The organism is Burkholderia glumae LMG 2196 = ATCC 33617, assembly GCF_000960995.1.
Classification (GTDB): domain Bacteria; phylum Pseudomonadota; class Gammaproteobacteria; order Burkholderiales; family Burkholderiaceae; genus Burkholderia; species Burkholderia glumae.
On the sequence record NZ_CP009434.1, the window covers coordinates 737,743 to 762,321 of the forward strand.

Here is a 24,579-nt window from a genome sequence, read left to right on the forward strand (position 1 = left end):
CCCGGTCAGTAATACCAGTACGTCTGCTGCCAGACGCCGTAGTACGGATAGCCGGAGTGCCAGTAGCCGTAATAGACGTCACGCCACTGCGTGCGCCATTTCCAGTCTTCTTCGTCTTCCTTCTTGGCCTTGCGCGCGAGTTCGAGCAGATTCTTCGACTCCTTGTCGCCGCGGGCAACCGCGATCGACAGCCACTTCTCCGCTTCGCGCGAGTCGGAGCCCATTTCCTCGAGGCCGAACAGGTAGAAGCTCCCGAGCGCCTTCTGCGCATTCAGGTCGCCGCGCTCGGCTGCATCTCGCATCCACTTGAGCGCCTGATAGCTGTCCTGACGCACGCCGTCACCGCGAAAATAGCGCAGGCCGAGATCGTAGGCGGCCTTGGGCTGGGTCTTCGCGGTCTGCTTTAGCGCCGTGATGCGGGGGTCTTCCGGTTCCGCCGCATCGTCCGTTTTCTGGTAGGAAACCTGGTCCTTGGGGCGATCGGAACAGCCGCTGTCGTCGCAGATCCGCACCGTGTTGCTGGTGGCGGACGGATTCTGTGCACAAGCGGCCAACAGCAACACCATCCCCGATGCGAGTAAGCGGCGATACATTGATACCTTCCTCAAGTTACATTGGCATCGCGATGCGTCGAGCCATGCCAAGCAGTGCCCTCGTACCCGGTTGCGCGCGGCGCAGCCGAACCCATTTCACTTGTCAGCGCCGGTGCGCAGCCACGGCTCACCCGGTTCCCCTTGCGAGGCGCCCGGGCACGGTTCCAGCACGGCGGTTTTCGCTGTCCGTCTGCGGCCGACCTCGGCCTTCAAATATGACGCGCCATACAAGAATGACGCGGTTAGCAATAATAATGAAGAAAAATGACCTGTCAAGACCAACTTCATCTTGAAACTTGCACCACGCGTCATTTTTGATATGCTTTTTCCGCCCATCCTTTCCGAGACCCCATCGAGATGCCCACTTCCGAGCAGGCCAACGTCGATCTCGTGACCGCCAACAAGGTGCGCGATCTGCTGAGCCGGCATGGCATTCCGCCACGAAGCCAAAACACGACGATCGCGAACGTGCTGGGCCTGAGCGTTTCGGTCGTCACGCGCAAGATGAAAGGCCTGATCCCGTGGAATCTGTCGCAGTTGCAGGATATTGCGACGCACTTCGGCGTGCCGCCTGCGATCCTGCTCGATGACAAGGGCACCCAGCCGGCCGCGGCCGACATGATCGACGCGACCTTCGTGGTGGAATCGCGGCGTTTTCGCTGCCGCGCCGCGATCTCGACGAAGGCCAGCAGCCAGGTCGAAACGGATTTCGTCGCGTCGCAGTGGCAGGGGGCCTGGATCGTCACCGAGCGGGCCCACGCGCACCAGGGCCGCACCTATCCGGTCGAGCTGATCGAGCTGCGCTCGGCCCAGCCGACCGCCTATGCCGCGCGGATCGCCGTGGTCGACGATGCGCCGGATGTCGCCGAGACGGTGTGCGAGTATTTCATCGAGAAAGGGGTGAACGCGATTCCGTATTTCGACGGTGCGAGCTTCCGCAAGGCGCTGGCGAGCGAGGATTTCGACGCCTACATCCTCGACTGGATGCTCGGCGACCAGACGGCCGCCGAACTCGTGCGGAGCATCCGCTCGAGCGAGAACAGCGGCGCGCCGATCTTCCTGCTGACGGGCAAGATCTCGACCGGCGAGGCGAGCGAGGAGGAGATCGCGCACATCGTGTCGCACTACAACGCGCGCTGCGAAGAAAAACCGGTGCGCCTGCCGATCCTGTTTGCCGAAGTCGCACGCGAACTGAAGATCACGTCGCCGGCCGCGGCCGGCTCGAGCTGAGCCCGCCGCGAGTCCCGTCTCGCCCGCCGCCGCGATCGATCCCTCGGCGCCGAGCCTGCATGGCTCGCAAGCCTTGCGCTCGCCTCAATCCGGTGGGCACACGTCCGGCCCGTCGTGGGCGAGCTGGCAAGGCGCCCGCGCTCTGATTCGCGTTGCCGCGAGTCGGCTTTACGTCGGCATCAATAATCTAAATGTAATGTTTTCGATTGCTTCATGTCGTGTGCGAATCGCAAGAATAATATGTTCTCCGACTTAATCGAGTATCGAAAATATATTGGACGTCTCGGAATGGATGCTGCATTGTTCACGCATTCGTCGTGATCGCAGACACTGTGTCGTAGGTCTGGAGCAATGAGAGAGTGCGATACACGATTGCGGCCGCGATTCCTGTTCCTCGAGTCGCGGCGCTGGTCCGCGAGGCACCGCAATTCATGTCGGTGCGTCAGACCGGGGCATCCGACAAATAAAAGCAAAAGCGGCACACAGGACCGGAGAAGATGATGGAGACGGGATGGACGCGATTGGCGTTGAAGGCCGGGTGCGAACCCGCCCCGGCTTGGCTGCTATGCCCAGACGGACAGCTGCTCGACCGCCAATGCCGTGGCGACGGCGGGGCGGCTAAGCATGCGCTCGGTGTGGGCCGCCCAGTGCGCAAAACCACGCATGTCGAGCTGCAGCATGTTTCCCCATTTGAAAAAGATCAGCAGCATGGGATCGACGATCGAGTAGTGCTCGCCGAGCGCCCAGTCTCGCGCGCAGAGCCGTTCGTCGATCTGCGCATACGCGGCGAGGATGAGCGTGCGGCCTTTCTCGCGGATGCCGTCGTGGGCGGCCGTGTCGTCGCTGAAGCGCGACGGATGGAAATTGAGCGCGACCGTCCCGGGCAGCACTGACGCGAGCCAGTTCATCCATTCGACGGCGCGCGCGACGCCCATCGCCGTATCGGGCAGCAGCCGCGCCTGCGGAAAGCGCAGGGCAAGATAGAGCAGGATCGCGGACGACTCGGTCAGCACCTCGTCGCCGGTATGCAGCACGGGCACCTTACCCTTCGGATTGAGCCGGCGGAATTCGGCGCTCTGCGTCGCACCGTCCTTGATCGAGACGAGTGCGAGTTCGAACGGTTCGCCCAGCTCGCGCAGGATGACGTGGGGTGCAAATGAAAGATGTCCGGGGCAGTAGAACAGCGTATGAGTTTTCATATTGATTAAGTATCCTATTTAAATCGGATCGAGGTACTGTCCGGGTTCGTGGAGTCGACGCGTGGCATGGTGCATGACGCCAGATCGAAAGTCAAAAGCGGAAGGTGGTGCCCGCGGCGGGCTGCTCGCGGGCGGGGATGAACGAGTGTTTTTGGAGCGTGATCATGATGCCAATGACGAGTCTCGACGAATTGATCGACCAGGTGAAAACGTTTCTGGCCGGTATCGACCCAGGCGCAGCGGCGCGCGTGACCGCGCAGACCAACCTGCTCGACACCGACCTGCTCGATTCGATGTCGCTCGTGCATTTCGTCATCTTCATCGAGCAGACCCTGGGAATCGACATCCCGATCGGCGATTTCATGCTCGACTCGATCGCCTCGGTTGCGGCGATCTACGACCACTACGTGCTCGGGATGCCGAGCGCCGCGGGGGCATCGTGCTGAGGCGCGCGCAAGCGGCCACGCTCGCGCGGCTCGAGCGGGCGGCGCGATGAGGGCGGATGACTGGCTGCAGGGCGAGTACTTCACGTACTTCGCATACGGATCGTGCATGAACCTCGCAAGCCTGTCTGCGTCGCTGGGCTGCGACGCGGCACCGTATTTCGTGGGGGCGGCGCAGCTCGACGGCCATCGTCTCGCGTTCAACTACGCGTCGCTCAACGAGCCGGTCTGTTGCGCGAACATCGAACCGGCCCCCGGTGCGAGTGTCGAGGGCGCGCTGTACCGGTTGCCGATGCCGGTGCTCGACGCGCTGGAGCGCCGCGAGGGCGTGCATCTCGGCCGCTACCTGCGCTGCACAGTCGAGGTGCTGGCGCGAGACGGCGTGCGCATGCGTGCGCTGACGTTTCGCGGCGCGGTGACCCTCGATCGCGACGCGGCGCCGAGTGCGCGTTACCGTGACCTGCTGGTTGCGGGCATGGCGGATGCCGGCGTGTCGGCGGCGTATCGCGACCGTACGGTCGCGTACCTGGCCGGGCTGCCTGAACGTCCGTCCGAAAGGCAGTGACGGCCGCCGTGCGCGGCCGGGAGAGATCAAGGCATCGAATGCTCCACAAGAGCGCTCGGGCCAAAGCTGCGTTTCCGACTTGGAACGTCGGTGAACGTTTCAAAGGCGCCCTAAGCGGGCATGAGAGGAAAAGGCGAACCATGAGGAACAGTTTCGACTACCCGCGCGCCACGCGCGCGTGGCGACTGGCCGGCGAGACGGCTGCCTGGCATAACGACGTACAACGAGCCCCGGCAGGCACGGCATCCGTGCCGTCGGCGCGCGCCAGGCCGGCGCGCGCCTGAGCCGCGACACACGAGTCGGATTCGACACCCCGCCTGACGGACCCCGCGCACACGTGGGCGGGGCCGTGGCATGGCGCGCACGCGAACGCGCCGGCCGAGGGCGGGAGGCCCGCCGCCGTGCGCGACTGCGGACGCGGGAGTCGGGCCGGGCGTGCAGGCGCCGTGCGCCATGAAAAACAACCGATCGCAAGGAAAAAAACGATGGAGACACTCATGTCGGCCGTATCGCCCGCCCTGCGGGTCTCGGAGGAGGCCGCCTATCGCAAGGTCGCATGGCGGCTCATGCCCTTGCTGCTGTTCTGCTATCTGGTGTCGTACCTCGACCGCGTCAACGTCGGCTTCGCGAAGCTGCAGATGGCCGGCGATCTAGGCCTGTCGGACGCGGCCTACGGGCTCGGCGCCGGCATCTTCTTCCTCGGCTATTTCCTCTTCGAGGTGCCGAGCAACCTGATCCTGCACCGCGTCGGCGCGCGCGTGTGGATCGCGCGGATCATGGTGACCTGGGGTGCGGTGTCGGCGCTGACGATGTTCGTCACGACGCCGGCGGCCTTCTACGCGATGCGCTTGCTGCTCGGCGCCGCGGAGGCCGGCTTCTTTCCGGGCGTGATCCTCTACCTGACCTACTGGTATCCGGCCCGGCGGCGCGGGCGGATCACGACGCTGTTCATGACGGCCGTCGCGCTGTCGGGTGTCGTTGGCGGCCCGATCTCCGGCTACATCCTGAAGGCGTTCGACGGCATCCACGGCTGGCACGGCTGGCAGTGGCTGTATCTGCTCGAAGGGCTGCCGTCGATCGTCGCGGGCCTGCTCGTGTATGCGCGGCTCGACGATCGCATCGCGCATGCGAAGTGGCTCAGCGAAGACGAGCGCGCGCTGCTCGAACGCCACGTGAATGCCGAGGAAGCGGTCAAGTCGCAGCTGTCGCTCGGCGCGGTGTTCGTGAATCCGCGGGTGTGGCTGATGTGCGCGATCTACTTTTCGTTCGTGATCGGCCTGTACGGCGTCGGATTCTGGCTGCCGACGCTCATTCATGCGACGGGCGTGGCCGATCCACTGCGGATCGGTCTGCTGTCGACGGTGCCGTATGCGCTGGCAGTGGTCGCGATGACGGCTGTCGCGCGCAGCTCCGACCGGCATCGCGAACGCCGCTGGCATCTCGCGCTGCCCGGCGCGATGGGCACCATCGGCCTGGTGCTGGCGGTCGGCTGGGCGCATCAGACCGGGCTGGCCGTCGCGGCGCTGGCGCTCGCGACGGCGGGCATCCTGACCGCGATTCCGCTGTTCTGGAGCCTGCCGACCGCGTTCCTGGGCGGCACCGCGGCCGCGGCCGGGATCGCGGTGATCAATTCGATCGGCAATCTCGCCGGCTTCCTCGGCCCGTACCTGATGGGACTGCTCGCGCAATGGACCGCGTCGAACGATGCCGGTCTCTACCTGATGGCAGGCTGCATGACGCTGGGCGGCCTGCTCGCGCTGTCGCTGCCGAAGACGCTGGTCAACCGCTAGCGCGACGCGCGGCCTTTTCTCTCATGCACGGAGACAGGACATGATCCACAACGAACCCGCGCGGTTTCCCGATTCGCCGCTCGCGGCATCGCCGCAGCAGTTCCGAGACGCGATGTGCCGCGTGGCGTCGGCCGTTCACGTGCTCACCAGCGACGGGCCGGCCGGCCGCTGCGGCATGACGGCCACCGCCGTACTGTCGGTGTCCGACGCACCGCCGACGGTGCTCGTGTCGGTAAACCGCGGCAGCGTGTCGGCGCAGCGGCTGATCGCGAACGAGGTGTTCTGCGTGAACACGCTCGGCGCGGCCGACCGCTCGATCGCCGAGGTGTTCGCGGGCCGCACCGCGCACGAGCGCGACGCACGCTTCACGGCGGGCGAGTGGGGCGAGCTCGCGACGCGCGCACCGGTGCTGTCGAGCGCCCGCGTCGCGCTCGACTGCCGGCTCGTGGCAACGCTGAGCGCGGCGACGCACGAGCTGCTGGTGGGCGAAGTGGTGGCGCTGCGCTGCGCGGCGCCCGACGACGAGGCGCTCGTCTATCTGCAGCGCGAATTCCGCGCCGTATGACGGCGCGCGCCGACCGGACGATCGATATGAAACGCGAAATCGTACAAGCCACCAACCGCTGCCGCAGCGAGATCCTCGCCGGCGGTTTTCGTAGCGACGTCGCGCGCATCGCGCAATGTGCGCGCGCGCACCTCGGCGACTACGCCGACAACCCGCACGTGCGTGCGCTGCTCGTCACGCTGGAGAATCGCCGCCTTGCCTCGGGCGCGCTGCTCGACCTCACCTACTCGGTGGACCCGAGCTTCATCCTCGGGTTCTTCGACGTGCCGTACAACGCCGACGCGTTCCTCGAAGCCGCCGCGATCGCGCCGGTGCCGATTCCGCCGAGCGTGCTGGCGATCGCGCCGGACGGCAACGCGCTGCCGGTGCAGATCCGCATGTGCACGGACGGCTTTCGCAATCCGCTCGCGGTGGCGGTGTTCGGCGAGAACTTCATCGACGCCGAGCTGTGCGCGTATCACAAGGCGTACTACTTCATCGACAAGTTCGTCGAACGCTTCAAGCGCTACACGCGCCCGGCGATCGAGGCGCACTGGTCGCCTACCGCGTTCCCGGACCTGATCGCGGCGGACGACACGCTGCTGACGCAGGCCAGCGCGATCTGGGTCCATCTGCACGAGTATCACCATCGCACCGGCTTCCTGCCGATCCCGGAGCACCTCGAGGCGAAGAGCACGCGCAACGGCGCGGGCGCGGAAGAACTGCGCGTGGACATCCTGTCGATCCTCGCGCTGTTCCGGCTGGGCTCGGACGACCGCCTGCTGCGTGCGTCGATACAGTACATCCTGGCCGAGCGCCTGATCCGCTATCCCCTGCAGGCGCCGCCGCTCGACAACTACGACGCCCGCTCGTCGGTCGCGCTGTTTCATTACCTGTCCCGCCACGGCGTTATCGCGCAGCGTGGCGGCACGTTCTATTTCGAAGGCGGCTACGAGCGTCTGACCCAGGCGCTCAGGTCCATCGTGATCAAGCTGACGGCGCTGGAATACCAGCTCAGCGTTTCGTCCGAGCTCGACCGGAGAAAGGTCCTGTCGTTCGTGTTGCCGACGCTTGCCAAGAACGACAACAACTGGGGCGCAGCCGGACAGCCGCACTGACGGCAGCCCGCCCGTTTTTCCGAACCGAATCTATCGAGAGCCAAGATGCCCATCTATCGTTCACGCACTTCCACCCACGGCCGCAACATGGCCGGCGCGCGCAGCCTGTGGCGCGCCACCGGGATGACCGACGCCGATTTCGACAAGCCGATCATCGCGGTGGTCAATTCCTTCACGCAGTTCGTGCCCGGGCACGTGCACCTGAAGGATCTCGGCCAGCTGGTCGCCCGCGAGATCGAAGCGGCCGGCGCGGTCGCCAAGGAGTTCAACACGATCGCGATCGACGACGGCATCGCGATGGGCCACGACGGGATGCTGTACAGCCTGCCGTCGCGCGAGCTGATCGCCGACAGCGTCGAATACATGGTCAACGCGCACTGCGCGGACGCGATGGTCTGCATTTCGAATTGCGACAAGATCACGCCGGGGATGCTGATGGCCGCGATGCGCCTGAACATTCCGGTGATCTTCGTGTCGGGCGGGCCGATGGAGTCCGGCAAGCTGACGTTTCGCGGCAAGCGGCGCGCGTTCGATCTGATCGACGCGATGGTGGTGGCCGCCGACTCGCAGGTGACGGACGACGAGGTGCGCGCGGTCGAGAACGTCGCCTGCCCGACCTGCGGCTCGTGCTCCGGGATGTTTACCGCGAACTCGATGAACTGCCTTGCCGAAGCGCTCGGCCTCGCGCTGCCGGGAAACGGCTCGGTGCTGGCGACGCATGCCGAGCGCAGGCGCCTGTTCCTCGAGGCCGGGCGAGTGATCGTCGAGCTCGCGCGTCGCTACTACGAGCAGGACGATGCGAGCGTGCTGCCGCGTTCGATCGCGTCGCGCGAGGCATTCGAGAACGCGATGACCCTCGACATCGCGATGGGCGGATCGACCAACACGGTGCTGCACCTGCTGGCCGCCGCCCACGAGGGCGAAGTGCCGTTCACGATGGCCGACATCGACCGGCTGTCGCGCCGCGTGCCGGTGCTGTGCAAGGTCGCGCCGTCCGTGCAGGACGTGCACATGGAGGACGTGCACCGTGCCGGCGGCGTGATCGGGATCATGGGCGAGCTCGATCGCGCGGGGCTGCTGAACACGACGCTGCCGACCGTCCACGCGCCGAGCGTCGCCGACGTGCTCGCGCGCTGGGACGTGATGCGCAATCGCGTCGATTCGGTGTCGCGCTTCTATCGCGCGGCACCGGGCGGCGTGCGCTCGCACGTTGCGTTCAGCCAGGACAACCGCTACGACGAGCTCGATCTCGACCGCCGGACCGGCTGCATCCGCGATGCCGAACACGCGTTCTCGCGCGACGGCGGGCTCGCGGTGCTGTTCGGCAACATCGCGCGCGACGGCTGCATCGTGAAGACCGCGGGCGTCGACGGCGGCATGCTGAGGTTCACCGGCACCGCGCGCGTGTTCGAGGGGCAGGAGGAGGCCGTCGAAGGCATTCTCGGCGGCGCCGTCGGCCCGGGCGACATCGTGATCGTGCGCTACGAAGGACCGCGCGGCGGGCCGGGCATGCAGGAGATGCTCTATCCGACCAGCTACCTGAAATCGAAGGGGCTCGCGAAGCAGTGCGCGCTGATCACCGACGGCCGCTTCTCCGGCGGCTCGTCGGGGCTGTCGATCGGGCACGTGTCTCCCGAAGCGGCGGAGGGCGGCGAGATCGGGCTGATCGAGAGCGGCGACGCGATCGAGATCGACATTCCGAACCGCTCGATCAACCTGCTGGTGCCGGACGAGGAACTGCAGCGCCGCCGCGCGGCGATGGAGGCGCGCGGCAAGCTCGCCTGGCAGCCGGAGAAGCGGCAGCGCCGCGTGTCGGGCGCGCTGCGCGCCTACGCGGCGATGACCACGAGCGCGGCGCGCGGTGCCGTGCGCATCGTCAAGGGCTGACCATGCGGCCCGCCCCGAAGCGTCCGTCGGCCGACCCGCAGGTCGACACCGTGCTCGTCACGAGCGGCCGCGCGCCGGCCGCGCATCATGGCTTCGTCAATCCGCCGGTGTACCGGGGCTCGACGGTGCTCGCGCCGAGCGTGGCCGACCTGCTCGGCTACACGCAGCCCTACGTGTACGGCCGGCGGGGCTCGCCGACCACCGTCGCGCTGCAGGACGCGGTGCGCGCGCTCGATCATGGCGCGGGCGTCGTGCTGTGCCCGTCGGGTCTCGCGGCGATCACGACCGCGCTGTCGTCGTGCCTCGCGGCCGGCGACCATCTGCTGATGACGGATGCGGTGTACAAGCCCGCGCGGCAGCTGTGCGACGGCGTGCTGCGGCGCGCGGGCATCGAGACGACCTACTTCGCGCCGTGCGCCTCGGTCGACGCGCTCGCCGCGCTGATCCGGCCGAACACGCGCGCGCTGTATCTCGAGGCGCCCGCCTCGCAGAGCATGGAGATCTGCGACGTGCCGGCGCTTGCCGCGCTCGCGCGCGACCGCGGGCTGACGGTGCTGTTCGACAACACCTGGGCGACGCCGCTGTTCTTCGACGCGTTCGCGCACGGCGTCGATCTCGTGATCCAGGCCGGCACCAAGTATCTGGCCGGCCATGCGGACTTGATGATCGGGATGGTGTCGGCCTCCGCGCGCGCGCTGCCGGCGCTCGAACAGTATCAGCGCGACACCGGGCAATGCGTGAGCCCCGACGATGCGTTTCTCGCGCTGCGCGGCCTGCGCACGCTCGGCGTGCGGCTTCGCCAGCACCAGGCCAACGCGCTGCAGGTGGCGCGCTGGCTCGCCGCGCGCCCGGAAGTGCAGCGCGTGTGCTATCCGGCGCTGGAGCACGATGCCGGCCACGCGCTATGGGCGCGCGACTTCCGCGGCGCGACGGGGCTCTTCTCCGTCGTGCTGCGCCCGGCGCCGCCGCAGGCGGTGGCCGCCCTGCTCGAAGGGCTCGCGTATTTCGGGCTCGGCTATTCGTGGGGCGGCTACGAAAGCCTCGCGATGCCGTTCGACTGTACCGCCTACCGCACCGCCTCGCACTGGGACCCGGGCGGCCCGTGCGTGCGCTTTCACATCGGCCTGGAGAACGCCGACGACCTGATCGGCGACCTCGACGCGGGCTTCGCCCGCTTCAACGACGCGTGCTGACGGGGCCGCCCGATTCCGGACGCACACATGATGCAGCTTTCCAATCACGAGGAGCCCGTATGACGAAGCAACTCTGCCTGGGTGGATTCATGCGCCCCATCTGCCTGCATACGGCGTGGTGGCGGCACCCGAGCGCGCCGACGCTGGCGAACTTCAACTGGCCGGTGATTCGGTCGCTCGCACAAAAGCTCGAGCATGCCTGCTTCGATGCGGTATTCACTGCCGATCACCTCGCGGTGATGCCAATGCCGCCGAACGCGCTCAAGCGCAGCGGCACGATCACGTCGTACGACCCGCTCGTGATGCTGTCGGCGATCGCCGCGTGCACCGACCGCATCGGCTTGATCGCGACCGGCACGACGAGCTATGAAGATCCCTACCTGCTCGCGCGCCGCTTCGCGTCGCTCGATCACCTGAGCGGCGGCCGCGCGGGCTGGAACATCGTCACCACGGTGAACCCGGAGGCCGCGCTGAACTTCGGGCTGGAAACCGCGTTGCGTCACGCGGAGCGCTACGAGCGCGCCGAGGAGTTCTTCAAGGTCGTGACAGGGCTGTGGGACGGCTGGTCCGATCACGCGCTGGTGATGGACAAGGAGACGGGCGTGTTCTCCGATCTGGAGAAGATCCGGCCGCTCAACCACAAGGGCAGGTTCTTCTCGGTGAAGGGGCCGCTGAACATCGCGCGGCCGGTGCAGGGCTGGCCGGTGATCGCGCTGGCCGGTGCGTCGGAGGAGGCGCGCGACATGGCCGCGCGGTCGGCCGATCTGGTGTTCGGCAACGCACGCAGCATCGAGACCGGGCGCGCCTTCTATCGCGATGTGAAGTCGCGCGCGGTGGCGGCCGGGCGCAATCCCGAGCACCTGAAGATCCTGCCGGCCAACCAGGTGTACGTCGGCCGCACGCGTGCCGAGGCGCTCGCGAAGAAGCGCCACATGGACGATCTCGTGCACGTCGACAGCAACCTCCCGAACCTGTCGATCCGGCTCGGCGTCGATTGCTCGAAGTTCGATCCCGACAAGCCGCTACCCGATCTGCCGCATACCGAGCAAGGGCAGGGTAACCAGCGCGAATGGGTGGCGCTCGCGCGGCGCGAGGGGCTGACGGTGCGCGAGCTTGCGAAGCGCGCCGCGGAATCCGGCACCGGCGAGATGGTCGGCACCGCGAGCGAGATCGCCGACCAGATGGAGGAGTGGCTGATGACGCAGGCGTGCGACGGCTTCATCGTCGTGTTCTACACCGTGCCCGACGGCTACGACGACTTCGTGACGATGGTGGTGCCCGAACTGCAGCGGCGCGGGCTGTTCCGCACGCGCTACGAAGGCGCGACGCTGCGCGAGCACATCGGCCTGCCGCGGCCCAAGAGCCCGCTCGATTGAACGGCGCGCCGCCAGACATCGTTCCCGGAGACCGCGATGACCCATGATTCACCTCGACAGACGTGGATGACGACGCCATACCGTCGCCGGCTCTGCGTGCTGAGCGACGCCGCGCACCTGCCGCTGCTCGGCCACGGGCGGTGCGGCGTCGAGCGCGAGGCGCTGCGCGTGGATGCCGCCGGCCGGCTCGCGCTGACGCAGCATCCGCGCGCGCTCGGCGCGGCGCTCACGCATCCGTCGATCACGACCGACTACGCGGAGCCGCTGCTCGAGTTCGTGACGCCGCCGCAGCACGACGCGGCCGACGTGATCGAGCGGCTCGACGAGCTGCACCGCTTCGCCTGCCAGGCGATCGGCGACGAGCTGCTGTGGAGCCAGTCGATGCCGTGCCCGCTCGACGACGACCGCCGCATTCCGATCGCCTGGTACGGCACGTCGAACCCCGGCATCCTGAAGCACGTATACCGGCGCGGGCTGGCATTGCGCTACGGCAAGGCGATGCAGTGCATCGCCGGAATTCACTACAACTATTCGCTCGCCGATTCGCTGTGGCCGCTGCTGCGCGAGGTGCGCGACGGGTGCGCGCCGGCCGACCGCGACACGCGCTCGACCGGCTATCTCGCGCTGATCCGCAATTTCCATCGCTACGGCTGGCTGCTGCTCTACCTGTTCGGCGCGTCGCCTGCGCTGTGCTCGGGCTTCGTCGCCGGCGACCGGCACGGGCTCGAGGCGTTCGACGCGGCCACGCTGTACCTGCCCTACGCGACCAGCCTGCGCATGAGCGACCTCGGCTACCAGAACCGCGTGCAGGAGGCGGTCGCGCCGTGCCTGAACGACCTCGACGCCTATCTGGAGGGGCTCGCGCGCGCAGTCGCGCAGCCCTGTCCTGAATATCAGGCCGTCGGCGCGAAGCGCGACGGCGAGTGGCTGCAACTCAACACGCATCTGCTGCAGATGGAGAACGAATTCTATTCGTCGATTTGTCCCAAGCGCACGATGCGCAGCGGCGAGCGGCTGCTCGACGCGCTGCGCAGCGGCGGCATCGAATACGTGGAAGTGCGCAGCCTCGATATCGATCCGTTCGCGCCGCATGGCGTCGCGGAGGCGACGCTGCGCTTCGTCGACGCGTTCCTGCTGTTCTGCGCGCTCGACAACAGCCCGTGCCTCGCCGCCGGGGAGTCTGACATCTGCAGGCGCAACTTCGCGGCGGTCGCGCGGGAAGGGCGGCGCCCGGGGCTGACGCTGCAATGCGGCGAGCAGCGCGTCGCACTGCGCAGCTGGGCCCGGGAGCTGCTCGCGCGCATACACGAGGCCGCCTGCGTGCTGGACCAGCAGCGCGGCCACACGCTTGCGACCGCCGCGCTCGACGCGCAGCGCGCCAAGCTCGACGATCCCCAGGCGACGCCGTCGGCACGGGTGCTGGAGGAGCTGCGCAGCTTGCGCAACGAACCGCGCGGTGCCTGCTTCGCGTTCGGGATGCGGCAGTCGCTCGCCCACACCGAGGCGTTTCGCGCGCGGCCGCTGCCGGCGCAGGTGCAGGCCCGCTTCGAGGCGGCCGCCGCCGAATCGCTGCGCCGGCAGGCCGAGCTGGAGCGCACCCAGATCGGCAACTTCGACGCGTTTCTCGCCGCGTACCAGGCGGGAACGCTGAACCAGGAATGGGGCGAGCCCAGTCACGACGCACTGACGCGGCAGCCGCCGCATGCAACCGATCTCACGGAGGATAGATGAGCAGTATCGCGGAATTGAAAACCGAGCGCGGCTTCTCGATGCGCGCAGCGGGCGCGGGCGCGCTGGCGTCGTTCGTCGGCTTCGCCTCGACATTCACGCTGATCGTGAACGCGCTGACCAACGTCGGCGCCACGCGCGCGCAGGCCGCGTCGGGCCTGATGGCCGTCTCGATCGTGATGGGGCTGGCCGGCATCGTGCTCAGCTACCGCACCCGGATGCCGGTCAGCGTCGCGTGGTCGACGCCGGGCGCCGCGCTGCTGCTCGGCCTGGGCGCGGTGAAGGGCGGCTATCCGGCCGCGGTCGGCGCGCTCGTGCTGACCGGCGTGCTGCTCACGCTGGCCGGGCTGTGGAGGCCGCTCGGCCGCGCGATCTCGAAGATTCCGCTGCCGATCGCCAACGCGATGCTCGCGGGGATCATCCTGAACCTCTGCGTCGCGCCGGTGCATGCCATCGCCCGCTATCCGCTTTACGTCGCGCCGATCCTGCTGGTCTGGGTCGTGATGATGCGGATTCGCAAGATCCTCGCGGTGCCATGCGCGGCCGTGGCGACGCTGGTGGTGATCGCGTTCATCGCGCACACCGGCAGCGTCGGCGCGGCCAGCATTCTGCCGCATCTCGCGCTGGTCGGGCCGGTGTTCTCGGCGTCGACCATGGTGAGCGTCGCGGTGCCGCTGTTCATCGTGACGATGGCGTCGCAGAACATCCCGGGCGTCGCGGTGCTCAACGTCAACGGCTACCGGCCCGAGGCGTCGCGGCTGTTTACCGCCACCGGGCTGTGCAGCCTGATCGCCGCGCCGTTCGGCGGTCCGCCGATCGGGCTGGCCGCGATCACCGCCGCGCTGTGCGCGGGCGAGGAGGCCGGCCCCGACCAGGCGCGGCGCTACTGGGCCGGCATCGTCTGCGGCGCCGCCTACATCGTGTACGGGCTGGCGGCCAGCGCCGCGACGCTGTTCATCGCGGTCGCGCCGCCGATCATCATCGAAGCCGTCGCCGGTCTCGCGCTGATGAACGCGCTGGGCGGCGCGCTGCTCAATTCGTTCGCCGACAAGGACGCGCGTGAAGCGGCAATCCTCACCTTCCTCGTGACCATGGCCGGCCATGCGTTCCTCGGCATCGGCGGCGCGTTCTGGGGGCTGCTGACCGGCGTCGGGCTCACCTTCCTGCTGCGCCGCGCGCCGGCCGCGTGAGGCCGGCCGGCGATGCGGTCCGCAGCAGTCCTGTAGTCACCTTCGAAACCAACGGAGACAACATGCAGCACACCATTGAGAAAATCACCGCGACGCCGGTGTTCGCGCACGGCAACGCGGAGATCGCCGGCGTCCGTTTTTCCGGCAAGCTGTCGGGCGTGATCGTCGAGATCGAGACCTCGCAGGGCGTCACGGGCCACGGCTTCACGGCGATCACCGACGAGGCCGTCGTCGCCGCCGCGATCGACCACGTCGCGGCGCCGAACCTGATCGGGATGGACCTCATGGCGCGTGAGCGCATTCTCGACAAGCTGGTCTGGCTGCTGTGCCCGCGCGGGCAGACCGGTTACGCGGGCCATGTGATCTCCGCGATCGACATCGCGGTCTGGGACGCGATCGGCAAGATCGCCGGCCTGCCGGTGTGGAAGATGCTCGGCGGTGCGCGCCCGGTGGTGCCGCTCTACACGACCTTCGGCTTCGCGTCGGTCGAGCGCGCGGAGCTCGTGCAGGCGGCGCGCGCGCTCGTCGCCTCGGGGCAGCGCCGCATCAAGATGATCGTCGGCTATCACGCGCTCGCGCGCCGCAACGAAGGAAGGCCGCTCGAGCAGGTGGTCGCGGATGACGTGGCACGCGTGCGCGCCGTGCGCGACGCGGTGGGCGACGCCGCCGAGATCTACATCGACGCGAATTGCGGGCTCGATCACTACCACGCGTTGCGGCTTGCCGAGCGCGTCGCCGATTGCGACATCGGCTTCTTCGAGGAGCCGATCGCGGACAACGACCCCGCCAAGCTTGCCGACCTGAGAAAGCGCGGCGGCATTCCCATCGCCACCGGCCAGAGCGAGGGGCAATTGTTCCGGTTCCGCGATTTCCTCGTGAACGATGCGGTCGACATCCTGCAGCCGAACGTGTGCGTGTGCGGCGGCTTCTCGGTGGCGACGCGCGCGGCCGCGCTCGCGCAGGCGTTCGGCGTGCCGATCGACAACGGCGGCACCTTCCCGTTCCACAACATGCACCTGCACGGCGGGCTCGCGAACGGCGGCTCGGTCGAGTGGCACGTGGTGGCGGTCGACATCTGCCGGAACCTGTTCGCCGGCCTGCCGGCCGAGCAGGACGGAACGCTGGCGCTGCCCGATGCGCCAGGGCTCGGCTTCGGAATCAACCGAGACGGCGTGCGCGAGTTCTCGTCCGGCCCCGGATCGCAGGGTCACGGCAAGGCCTGAGCGTGCGCCGGCGCGCCGGCAAGCACGCGGCGCGGGCCGCGTGCGGCCATCCCCGTCTGCGGCGGTCCGCACGATTCGCGCGCGTGCCGCGCCATGGGCCGCGGCCCCGCGACCAAACCGGCGCCTGGCTCGCTTGCGCCTGCATTACCTGGACGTCAGGGTTTGCACGATATTGATAAAACTGGTCAACACATGTCCGGTGTCGGCTTTTCGCCATGCCAAGCCGGTTTCGACGATGAACGGTTCGTGTGCGATCGGGCGGTAGATGACGCCCGTGCGTCGCAAGTTTCGCAGTGATTGCGGAACCACGGCCACACCGATGCCGGCGGAAACGAGGCTGACGATCGTCTGCATCTGGATCGCTTCTTGGCCAATCCGCGGAACCACGCCCGCAACGCGGTAGCATTCCATGATCGAATCGTAAAAATTTGGCGCAAGGCGCCGCGGGAAAATCACGAGCGGGAGCTCGGCAACTTCTGCCAGATGAATCGGCACGTCCTCGGCCGCATCCGATTCGGCGGCCGGTATCGCGAGCACCAACGGCTCCCTGAGGACCGGCAGGTACGACAGCTCCGAAGAGTAGCGGGGCGGCACTGGCGGGACGATCAATCCCGCGTCGATCTGGCCGGCCACCAGCGCGTCGATTTGCACATCGCTGGTGGCCTCGGTGAGGTGCAACCGCACCAGCGGATAGCGCGCGCCGAACTCGCGTAGCAGCAATGGGAGCAGGCCATAGTCGGCAATTGACACAAACGCCAGCGACAGGCTCCCGCTCTCGCCCCGCGCGAGACTCTGCGCCAGCGGGGGAAGCGCCTCGGCCGCGCTCAGTAGCTTACGGACCTCGGGGAGCAATGCTTCGCCGACCGCAGTGAGCGTGACCGTGCGGTTCGTGCGGGCAAACAACATGACGCCGAGCTCGCGCTCCAGCGAGCGAATCGCCTGTGAGAGAGGGGGCTGAGTCATGGACAGGCGCACGGCGGCTCGACCGAAATGCCGCTCCTCGGCGACAGCGACGAAGTAGTACCACTGGCGCAGATCGGGGACGAAGTTGTGCATTTTTTGAAATACGTCTGAAGGCGATGAGAAAATGATTGGACAGGCGGCGGTCGTGCATTTGACGTGGCCGCGCTGGTTCGGACGCGGCTCCGGGACGAACCCTTCGGCCGCGTTTGCGGCGAGCGTTCGGCAGCGCTTGGCCACCCCGCTGGTCCGTCCTCAAACCCGAATGTGCGGCTCGCCTTGCCTGCCGCGGCAAATTCGGCGCCGGTCCGGCCCGCTCGCCGGCGTTTCATCCCACCCGTTTCCTCTCCTCTTCGGGGTAGCGCAATCCAGTCCGGCTATTCCATGTGTCGACGCAAGACCGTTCGCTTCGATTCAGGCCAAACATTTTCCGAAGGCAGCAGGCAGCGACATCCCCGGTAGCCGCGTCGAGAAATGTGTTCTTCGGGTTTTGTCATGGTGAAGCCGGCTTGATCGATGGTGTGTCGATTGTCGGCGATTCACACGACGGCGTCCAATCAGCCCGTCCGCCGGCGCGCTCGCGCGCATCGCGGCGGCGCGCGTTGCCCCGCCCTTGCCCCGCTGTTCGACCGCAGGTCGCCGCTCGATTGAACGGGAGCGCCGGCGGCGGGTCGAATCCAGCTTTGCCGGTCGGTCAAGCGAATCATGGAACAGATTGAAACAAGTCGGCTAATTCTGAGAAATTTCGAGCAGCGCGACGCATTGGATCTATGGTCCTACTTGCGAGAGCCGCGGGCGAGCTGTTATCTGTCCATGAAGCTCGAGGATGAAAATGCGGCGAAGATCGAAGCAATCAGGCGCAGCAAAAGCGACGAATATATCGCGGTGTGCTTGAAGGCGCCCGACAAGCTCATCGGAGACCTGTTTTTCATGCAGGAAGACGACACCTTCTCGGTCGGTTGGAATTTCAATGCGGCCTTCTCGGGACGGGGGTTCGCCTTCGAAGCAGCGCATGCTCTTTTCGATTACCTGTTCGCCGCCAAGCAAGCCCGGCGCCTGTATGCCTACGTGGAAGAAGAAAACCTGGCGTCGCGGCGCCTGTGTGAACGACTGGGCATGCGCAAGGAAGGCGTCTTCATGGAGTTCATCTCCTTCAAGAACGACAGCAATGGCAACCCGGTTTTCGAAAACACCATGCAGTATGCGATTCTAAAAAAAGAATGGTCAAACAGTGAATGGCAAACGGGATCGTTCGACCGCTGAGGCGTTGGCCGGCAGATCAGGCCCCCGGCGAGCAGCCGGCTTTTGTCTGATGAAATCGATCTTCTGCCAGGTTTTTCCGTTCCCGCAGCCGCGGCTACCGTGCTCCGGAGCATGAAAGTCTTGTGGGAGCCCATTGCAGATGGGTTTCCAGGCCGCCTGGGGTGGCCCTTTTTTTGTCTACAGGTTTCGGGTTCGGCGTGTCCTCGCGCGGAGCAAGGCCCGGCGTCTGGCGGGCCGCGCAGCGCGCGCCAGGCCCGCTCGACAGGCCCTCAAGTTTTAACGAGCCATGCCGTAAAAATGCTTGCAAGCACCGCACCAAGCATCGCGGCTCCCGGCCCCGACCGACATGGGATGGCAACACGTCATTCGGGTTCTTCAGAGGGTTTGCGCAGTAGGCGTTATCGGCGGTTGCTGTTTTATTGCATAGGTCGAGTGATGAGTGGAAATTCCATTATCGATGTGATGTCGGAATAAGCACTCCACGATATTTTTTTCGATTTGTACATTGGGAAGGCAACATGCTCGGAATCAATACCAACGTCAACTCGCTGGTCGCTCAGCAAAACCTGAACGGCTCGCAGAGCGCCCTGTCGCAAGCCATCACGCGCCTGTCTTCGGGCAACCGCATCAACAGCGCCGCTGACGATGCCGCCGGCCTGGCGATCGCCACGCGCATGCAAACGCAGATCAACGGCCTGAACCAGGGCGTGCAGAACACCAACGACGCCGTCTCGCTGATCCAGACGACGTCGAGCCAGCTCTCGTCGCTGACGAGCAGCCTGCAGCGTATCAGCACGCTGGCGACCGAAGCGGCCACCGGCACGCTGTCGTCGAGCGACCAGGCCGCGGCCGAGAAGGAAGTGGCCCAGCAGATCCAGGAAGTGAACCGGATTGCTTCGCAAACGAACTTCAACGGCAAGAACCTGCTCGACGGTTCGGCCGGGATCCTCACCTTCCAGATCGGCGCGAACGTCGGCCAGACCGTCAGCCTGGACCTGAGCCAAAGCCTGTCGGCGGCGAAGATCGGCGGCGGCCTGGTGCAAGCGGGCACCAACGTCGGCTCGATCCAGAACCTGAGCCTCGACGCGAACGGCGCGGCCACCACGGCGGCACAACCGGCCATCACCTCGGTCAACGTGCTGTCGGACGGCAAGGGCGGCTTCTCGTTCACGGACCAGAACGGCCAGGCACTGAGCGCGACGGCAGTCGGCGCGATCTTCACGACGGGCACGGCAGCCGGCACGGGCACGGCGGTCACGAACCTGACGCTCGCCACCGCTGCCACCAGCGGCATGACGACGGCCCAGGCCAGCGCGGCGGCCAACATGATCTCGCAGATCAACGCGGTGAACGCGCCGCCGACCGTGTCGAACGTGGACATCAGCAACACGACGAGCGCCAACCAGGCCATCGTCTCGGTTGCCAACGCGCTGTCCACCATCAACAACCTGCAGGCCACGCTCGGCGCGACCCAGAACCGGCTGCAGGCCATCGGCCAAACGCAGCAGGCCAACTCGACGAACCTGTCGTCGGCGCAATCGCAGATCCAGAGCGCGGACTTCGCGCAGGAAACGGCGGCGCTGAGCAAGGCGCAGGTGCTGCAACAGGCCGGCATCTCGGTGCTGGCGCAAGCCAACTCGCTGCCGCAGCAGGTCCTGAAGCTGCTGCAGTAAGCGACGGGCGGGCCGGGCGAGGCCGGCCGCCGGCGCAGGCGTTGTCTCGGCCAGGATACGGACCGGCAATCGGTAACGATGCCGGTCCGTAACGTTTGCGGCCTGGCTGACTCGGTTCGGCGTCGCGAAATGAAGAAGTGCCGGCGGCCTTTGCTGATGCCGCCGTTTTCCCCGGCCGAAGCAGTCGATGCCCAGCGGCCATCGCCGGCCCCTGCACGCCGCGCCCAGGCCGTCTCGGCCACTTCGTCAAGGAGCCTGCTTCATGCCGTCTCCCTCCCGCCTGCTGTTTCTGCCCGGCGCATCGGGCGATACCGCGTTCTGGCAGCCGCTTGCGCAACGTCTCCAGCACGGCGCCGAGCGCGAGATCGTCGCGTATCCGGGCTTGGGTGCCGAGCCGCCCGATCCGTCGATCCGCAGCCTCGACGAACTGCTCGACCGCGTGCTGGCGCGCCTCGACCGGCCCAGCGCGCTGATCGCCCAGTCGATGGGCGGCGTGCTGGCACGCCCCGAACTCGTCACGCATCTGGTGCTCTGCGTGACCTCGGGCGGCATCGACGTCGAGGCGCTCGGCGCCGCCGATTGGCGTGCCGCGTTCCGGGCCGGCCATGCGTCGTTGCCCGAGTGGTTTCCCGCCTACCGCGGCGATCTGACGGGCCAACTGCCCGGCGTCATGCAGCCAACCTTGCTGATCTGGGGCGACCACGATCCGTTCAGCCCGCCCGCCATCGGCGAGCGGCTGCTCGGCCTGCTGCCCGACGCGCGCCTGCACGTGGTGCGCGGCGGGCGCCACGACCTCGCGAGCGTGCATGCGGCCGCACTCGCGCCGCTCGTCGAAGCGCATCTGCGGCACTGACGCGCCGCCGTCGGTTGCAGCGGGTCCGGTTATTGCGCCATCCACTGGCCGGCATGCATGCCCCCGCTGGATGCGTGCCGTACTTCACATCGGTCGGCGGATTTGTAGTTTTTGCAGGCGTGCGCCATGCCTGCGCAAGCGCTCTCGCCCGCAGTGAGTCCGCCGCGATCGATGCCGATTCGAGCACCGCCGGCGCTCCGCCGCGCCGCGCGCCGATCGGCTGTTATAGACCCCACAACCGGAAGTGGAGGAAGTGCATGGCCAAATCGAAAGCGACCCAGGATGCCGATGTCATCGGTCACGGCGGCGAGCTGCATCAGCAACACACGGGACGCGGCAAGCAGGATCCCGAAATTCTGACCACCAACTTCGGCGTCCCGATCTCCGACAACCAGAACAGCCTGCGCGCGGGCGAGCGCGGCCCGACGCTGCTCGAGGACTTCGTGCTGCGCGAGAAGATCTTCCACTTCGATCACGAGCGGATTCCGGAGCGCATCGTGCATGCGCGCGGCAGCGGCGCGCATGGCGTGTTCAAGTGCACGCGCGCGATTCCCGAGCTCACGCGCGCGAACCTGTTCCAGCAGGCGGGCCAGGAGACCGAGGTGTTCGTGCGCTTTTCGACGGTGGCGGGCGGTGCGGGCTCGGTGGACACGCCGCGCGACGTGCGCGGCTTCGCCGTGAAGTTCTACACGCGCGAGGGCAACTGGGACCTGGTGGGCAACAACATTCCGGTGTTCTTCATCCAGGACGCGATCAAGTTCCCGGACCTGATCCACAGCGTGAAGATGGAGGCCGATCGCGGCTACCCGCAGGCGGCCTCGGCGCACGACACGTTCTGGGACTTCGCGAGCCTGATGCCCGAGAGCACCCACATGCTGATGTGGGCGATGTCCGACCGCGCGATTCCGCGTTCGCTGCGCATGATGCAGGGCTTCGGCGTGCATACCTTCCGCTTCGTCAATGCGAAGGGCGAGGGGCGCTACGTGAAGTTCCACTGGACGCCGGTGCTCGGCGTGCAGTCCACCTGCTGGGACGAGGCCGTGAAGATCGCCGGCGCGGACCCCGACTATCATCGCCGCGACCTGTTCGAGGCGATCGAGGCGGGCGACTTCCCCGAGTGGGATCTCGGCATCCAGGTGTTCGACGAGGCGTGGGCCGCGCAGCAGCCCTACGACGTGCTCGACGCCACCAAGCTGATTCCCGAGGAGGAGATTCCGGTCGAGACGATCGGCCGGCTCACGCTCAACGCCAACGTGAAGAACTTCTTCGCCGAGACCGAGCAGGCCGCGTTCCTGCCGTCGAACGTGGTGCCCGGCATCGACTTCAGCAACGATCCGCTGCTGCAGGGGCGCCTGTTCAGCTACCTCGACACGCAGAAGTCGCGGCTGGGCACCACCAACTTCCACCAGATCCCGATCAACGCGCCGCGCTGCCCGTTCCACAACATGCAGCGCGACGGGATGATGCAGACCCAGGTGCCGGCCGGCCGCGCCAACTACGAGCCGAACTCGCTTGCCCACGCGGGCGAGGACGGCGGCCCGCGCGAGGCGCCGGCCGAGGGCTTCACCACCTTCCAGGCCAACGCCGAGCGCAATGATCCCGCGGCCAAGCTGCGCGTGCGTGCCGAGTTGTTCGCCGACCACTACAGCCAGGCCCGCCTGCTGTTCCGTTCGCTGGAGCCGATCGAGCAGGCGCATCTGGCCTCGGCGTTCGTGTTCGAGCTGTCGAAGGTGTCGCTGCAGCACGTGCGCTCGCGGATGGTCTCGCGGCTGCGCAACGTCGACGAATCGCTCGCGCAGCGCGTGGCCGACGGCCTAGCGATCGCGCTGCCCGACGCCGCGCCGCCGGCGCGCGAGCCGATCGACATGAAGCCGTCGCCGGCGCTGTCGATCGTCGCCAACGCCAAGCCCACGCTGCGCGGCCGCAAGGTGGGCATTCTGTTCGACGAGGGCTCGGACAAGGCCGCGATCGAGGCGCTGGTGGCGTCGATCGAGAAGGCCGGCGGGCGCGCCATGCTGATCGCACCGAAGGTGGGCGGGGTGCCGGTGCAGGGCGGCACGCTGACGGCGCACGGGCAGCTGGCCGGCTCGCCGTCGGTGCTGGTCGATGCCGTGGCGCTGGCGCTGACCGAGGACGCCGCGCGCAAGCTCGCGCAGGATGCGGCGGCGCTCTCGTTCGTGCTCGACGCGTTCGCCCACCTGAAGGCGATCGGCCACACGCCGGGCGCGCAGCCGCTGCTGGAGCGGGCCGGCATCCAGCCCGACGCGGGCGTGACCGATCTTGGCGAGGCCTTCGTGAAGGCGGCGGCCAGGCGCTTCTACGATCGTGAGCCGAAGCTGCGCGAACTGGCCTGACGAGCGGCGCGCGTGAACCAAAAAGCGGCGCCGGTGAAGGCCGGCGCCGCTTGTTTCCATGCTGTTTCAGGTCTGCTCCGCGCGGCGTCTGCCGCGCGGCGGCCTTACATGCCGACCTGGATCAGGCCCGGAATCGGCACGTCGGGATTGACGTCGGCGTCGTAGTCCACGCCCGCGATCTCGAAGCCGAACAGGCGCAGGAACTCGTGCTTGTAGCCGGCGAAGTCGGTCAGCTCGTAGAGGTTCTCGTTGGTGACGTGGCCCCACAGCGCCGCCACTTTGGCCTGCACTTCCGGGGCCAGCTCCTTGTAGTCGGCGCGCAGGCGGCCGTCCTCGTCGATGTGCGGGGTGGTGCCGTACAGGGTGTCGTGCAGCAGCCCGTACACCTGTTCGATGCAGCCCTCGTGGGTGCCGGTTTCCTTCATCACCTTGAACAGCAGCGACAGGTACAGCGGCATCATCGGGATCGCCGAGCTGGCCTGCGTGACCACCGCCTTCAGCACCGACACGCGTGCGTCGCCGCCGAGCGGCGCGAGCGACTCGCGCAGGCCGATCACGGTGCGGTCGAGGTCCTTCTTGGCCGCGCCGATCGAGCCGTTCCAGTAGATGTCGTGCGTGATCTGCTCGCCGAGATAGGTGAACGCCGTGGTCTTCGCGCCCTCGGCCAGCAGGCCGGCCTCGCGCAGCGCGTCCACCCACATCTTCCAGTCCTCGCCGCCCATCACGGCCACCGTGTTGTCGACTTCCTCCTGCGTGGCCGGCTCCAGCACCGTCTCGCGGATCACTTCGCGGTCGGTGTCGAGGCCGCGGAACTGCACCGTCTTGCCGATCGGCTTGAGCGTGGACTGATGCACCACGCCCGTCTTCGGATGCGTGCGGCGCGGCGAGGCCAGGCTGTAGACCACCAGATCCACCTGGCCGAGGTCGGCCTTGATGGTCTCGAGCGTGACGCGCTTCACTTCGTCGGAGAACGCGTCTCCATTGATCGTCCTCGCATAGCGGCCCTCGGCCTTGGCGAATTTCTCGAACGCCGCCGTGTTGTACCAGCCGGCCGTGCCCGGCTTGCTGTCGCTGCCGGCGCGCTCGAAGCACACGCCGAGCGTGTCCGCGCCCGAGGCGAACGCCGCCGAGATGCGCGCGGCAAGGCCGTAGCCCGTCGACGAGCCGATCACCAGCACCTTCTTCGGACCGTCGGCGATCGGGCCTTGCTTGACCACGTAGTCGATTTGTTCTTTGACGTTGGCTTCGCAGCCGACGGGGTGAGTGGTCACGCAGATGAAGCCACGCACGCGCGGTTTGATGATCATGAAAGCCTCTGAATGCGGGGAAGTCGTAGTTCGACGAACGTAAACGCCGTGCATTGTAATGGATGCCCCGCGCCGCCGCGCGCGATCGCG

Annotated in this window: 20 protein-coding genes; 16 read left to right on the forward strand and 4 right to left on the reverse strand. The window is 67.2% G+C overall.

From position 1 onward, the window contains the following. Positions 1-5: 5 nt before the first annotated feature. A complete protein-coding gene (locus tag KS03_RS04435; RefSeq protein WP_015877988.1) occupies positions 6-593 on the reverse strand; it encodes a tetratricopeptide repeat protein in 588 nt (195 codons plus the stop codon). A 357-nt stretch (positions 594-950) separates the two neighbouring features. On the opposite strand from KS03_RS04435, the gene KS03_RS04440 reads away from it, so the two are divergent. Then, positions 951-1,823, forward strand: a complete 873-nt coding sequence (locus tag KS03_RS04440) for a response regulator (RefSeq protein WP_015877987.1) — start codon at positions 951-953, stop codon at positions 1,821-1,823. A 563-nt stretch (positions 1,824-2,386) separates the two neighbouring features. Here KS03_RS04440 and KS03_RS04445 read toward each other — a convergent pair. After that, positions 2,387-3,022, reverse strand: a complete 636-nt coding sequence (locus KS03_RS04445) for a glutathione S-transferase family protein (protein ID WP_015877986.1) — start codon at positions 3,020-3,022, stop codon at positions 2,387-2,389. A 164-nt stretch (positions 3,023-3,186) separates the two neighbouring features. Here KS03_RS04445 and KS03_RS04450 point away from each other — a divergent pair, with 164 nt between their 5' ends. The 11 genes from KS03_RS04450 (at position 3,187) to KS03_RS04500 (ending at position 16,079) form a co-directional block, all read left to right on the forward strand. Then, positions 3,187-3,468: an acyl carrier protein gene (locus KS03_RS04450; RefSeq protein ID WP_157384085.1), complete on the forward strand. Its 282-nt coding sequence runs from the start codon at positions 3,187-3,189 to the stop codon at positions 3,466-3,468. Between the two features lie 46 nt (positions 3,469-3,514). Beyond that, on the forward strand, positions 3,515-4,030 hold the full coding sequence (locus tag KS03_RS04455) for a gamma-glutamylcyclotransferase family protein (protein ID WP_015877985.1): 516 nt from the start codon (positions 3,515-3,517) through the stop codon (positions 4,028-4,030). Between the two features lie 497 nt (positions 4,031-4,527). Next, positions 4,528-5,820, forward strand: coding sequence for an MFS transporter (locus KS03_RS04460; RefSeq protein ID WP_015877984.1), 1,293 nt, complete (start codon positions 4,528-4,530; stop codon positions 5,818-5,820). 40 nt (positions 5,821-5,860) lie between these two features. Then, the gene (locus KS03_RS04465; protein WP_015877983.1) at positions 5,861-6,385 is read left to right on the forward strand and encodes a flavin reductase; all 525 of its coding nucleotides are present in this window, start codon (positions 5,861-5,863) and stop codon (positions 6,383-6,385) included. A 26-nt stretch (positions 6,386-6,411) separates the two neighbouring features. Beyond that, the gene (locus KS03_RS04470) at positions 6,412-7,482 is read left to right on the forward strand and encodes a DUF6421 family protein (RefSeq protein WP_230674462.1); all 1,071 of its coding nucleotides are present in this window, start codon (positions 6,412-6,414) and stop codon (positions 7,480-7,482) included. A 45-nt stretch (positions 7,483-7,527) separates the two neighbouring features. After that, positions 7,528-9,369: a dihydroxy-acid dehydratase gene (gene ilvD / locus KS03_RS04475; RefSeq protein WP_015877981.1), complete on the forward strand. Its 1,842-nt coding sequence runs from the start codon at positions 7,528-7,530 to the stop codon at positions 9,367-9,369. Positions 9,370-9,371: 2 nt separating this feature from the next. Further along, positions 9,372-10,562, forward strand: coding sequence for a cystathionine beta-lyase (gene metC, locus KS03_RS04480; protein ID WP_015877980.1), 1,191 nt, complete (start codon positions 9,372-9,374; stop codon positions 10,560-10,562). Between the two features lie 59 nt (positions 10,563-10,621). Next, positions 10,622-11,938 (forward strand): LLM class flavin-dependent oxidoreductase, encoded by a 1,317-nt coding sequence (locus tag KS03_RS04485; protein ID WP_015877979.1) that lies wholly within the window; start codon positions 10,622-10,624, stop codon positions 11,936-11,938. A 66-nt stretch (positions 11,939-12,004) separates the two neighbouring features. Continuing rightward, entirely contained in the window at positions 12,005-13,669 is a 1,665-nt protein-coding gene (gshA, locus tag KS03_RS04490) for a glutamate--cysteine ligase (protein ID WP_015877978.1), read from the forward strand. Next, positions 13,666-14,856 carry a benzoate/H(+) symporter BenE family transporter gene (locus KS03_RS04495; RefSeq protein WP_015877977.1) on the forward strand — a complete coding sequence of 397 codons (1,191 nt, stop codon included), beginning with the start codon at positions 13,666-13,668 and terminating at the stop codon, positions 14,854-14,856. The genes gshA and KS03_RS04495 overlap by 4 nt, the downstream gene beginning before the upstream one ends. A gap of 62 nt (positions 14,857-14,918) precedes the next feature. After that, positions 14,919-16,079 (forward strand): mandelate racemase/muconate lactonizing enzyme family protein, encoded by a 1,161-nt coding sequence (locus KS03_RS04500; RefSeq protein ID WP_015877976.1) that lies wholly within the window; start codon positions 14,919-14,921, stop codon positions 16,077-16,079. Positions 16,080-16,223: 144 nt separating this feature from the next. Here the strand turns inward: KS03_RS04500 and KS03_RS04505 are convergent, their stop codons facing one another. Then, the gene (locus KS03_RS04505) at positions 16,224-17,135 is read right to left on the reverse strand and encodes a LysR family transcriptional regulator (RefSeq protein ID WP_015877975.1); all 912 of its coding nucleotides are present in this window, start codon (positions 17,133-17,135) and stop codon (positions 16,224-16,226) included. A 609-nt stretch (positions 17,136-17,744) separates the two neighbouring features. On the opposite strand from KS03_RS04505, the gene KS03_RS04510 reads away from it, so the two are divergent. The 4 genes from KS03_RS04510 (at position 17,745) to KS03_RS04525 (ending at position 23,182) form a co-directional block, all read left to right on the forward strand. Further along, positions 17,745-18,302 (forward strand): GNAT family N-acetyltransferase, encoded by a 558-nt coding sequence (locus KS03_RS04510; protein WP_015877974.1) that lies wholly within the window; start codon positions 17,745-17,747, stop codon positions 18,300-18,302. Positions 18,303-18,820: 518 nt separating this feature from the next. After that, complete coding sequence (locus KS03_RS04515) at positions 18,821-19,975, forward strand: flagellin (protein WP_015877973.1); 1,155 nt, start codon at positions 18,821-18,823, stop codon at positions 19,973-19,975. Between the two features lie 262 nt (positions 19,976-20,237). Next, the gene (locus KS03_RS04520) at positions 20,238-20,828 is read left to right on the forward strand and encodes an alpha/beta fold hydrolase (protein WP_015877972.1); all 591 of its coding nucleotides are present in this window, start codon (positions 20,238-20,240) and stop codon (positions 20,826-20,828) included. Positions 20,829-21,085: 257 nt separating this feature from the next. Further along, entirely contained in the window at positions 21,086-23,182 is a 2,097-nt protein-coding gene (locus KS03_RS04525) for a catalase (RefSeq protein ID WP_015877971.1), read from the forward strand. A gap of 104 nt (positions 23,183-23,286) precedes the next feature. Here the strand turns inward: KS03_RS04525 and fabV are convergent, their stop codons facing one another. After that, complete coding sequence (fabV, locus tag KS03_RS04530) at positions 23,287-24,489, reverse strand: enoyl-ACP reductase FabV (RefSeq protein WP_015877970.1); 1,203 nt, start codon at positions 24,487-24,489, stop codon at positions 23,287-23,289. Positions 24,490-24,579 lie beyond the last annotated feature (90 nt).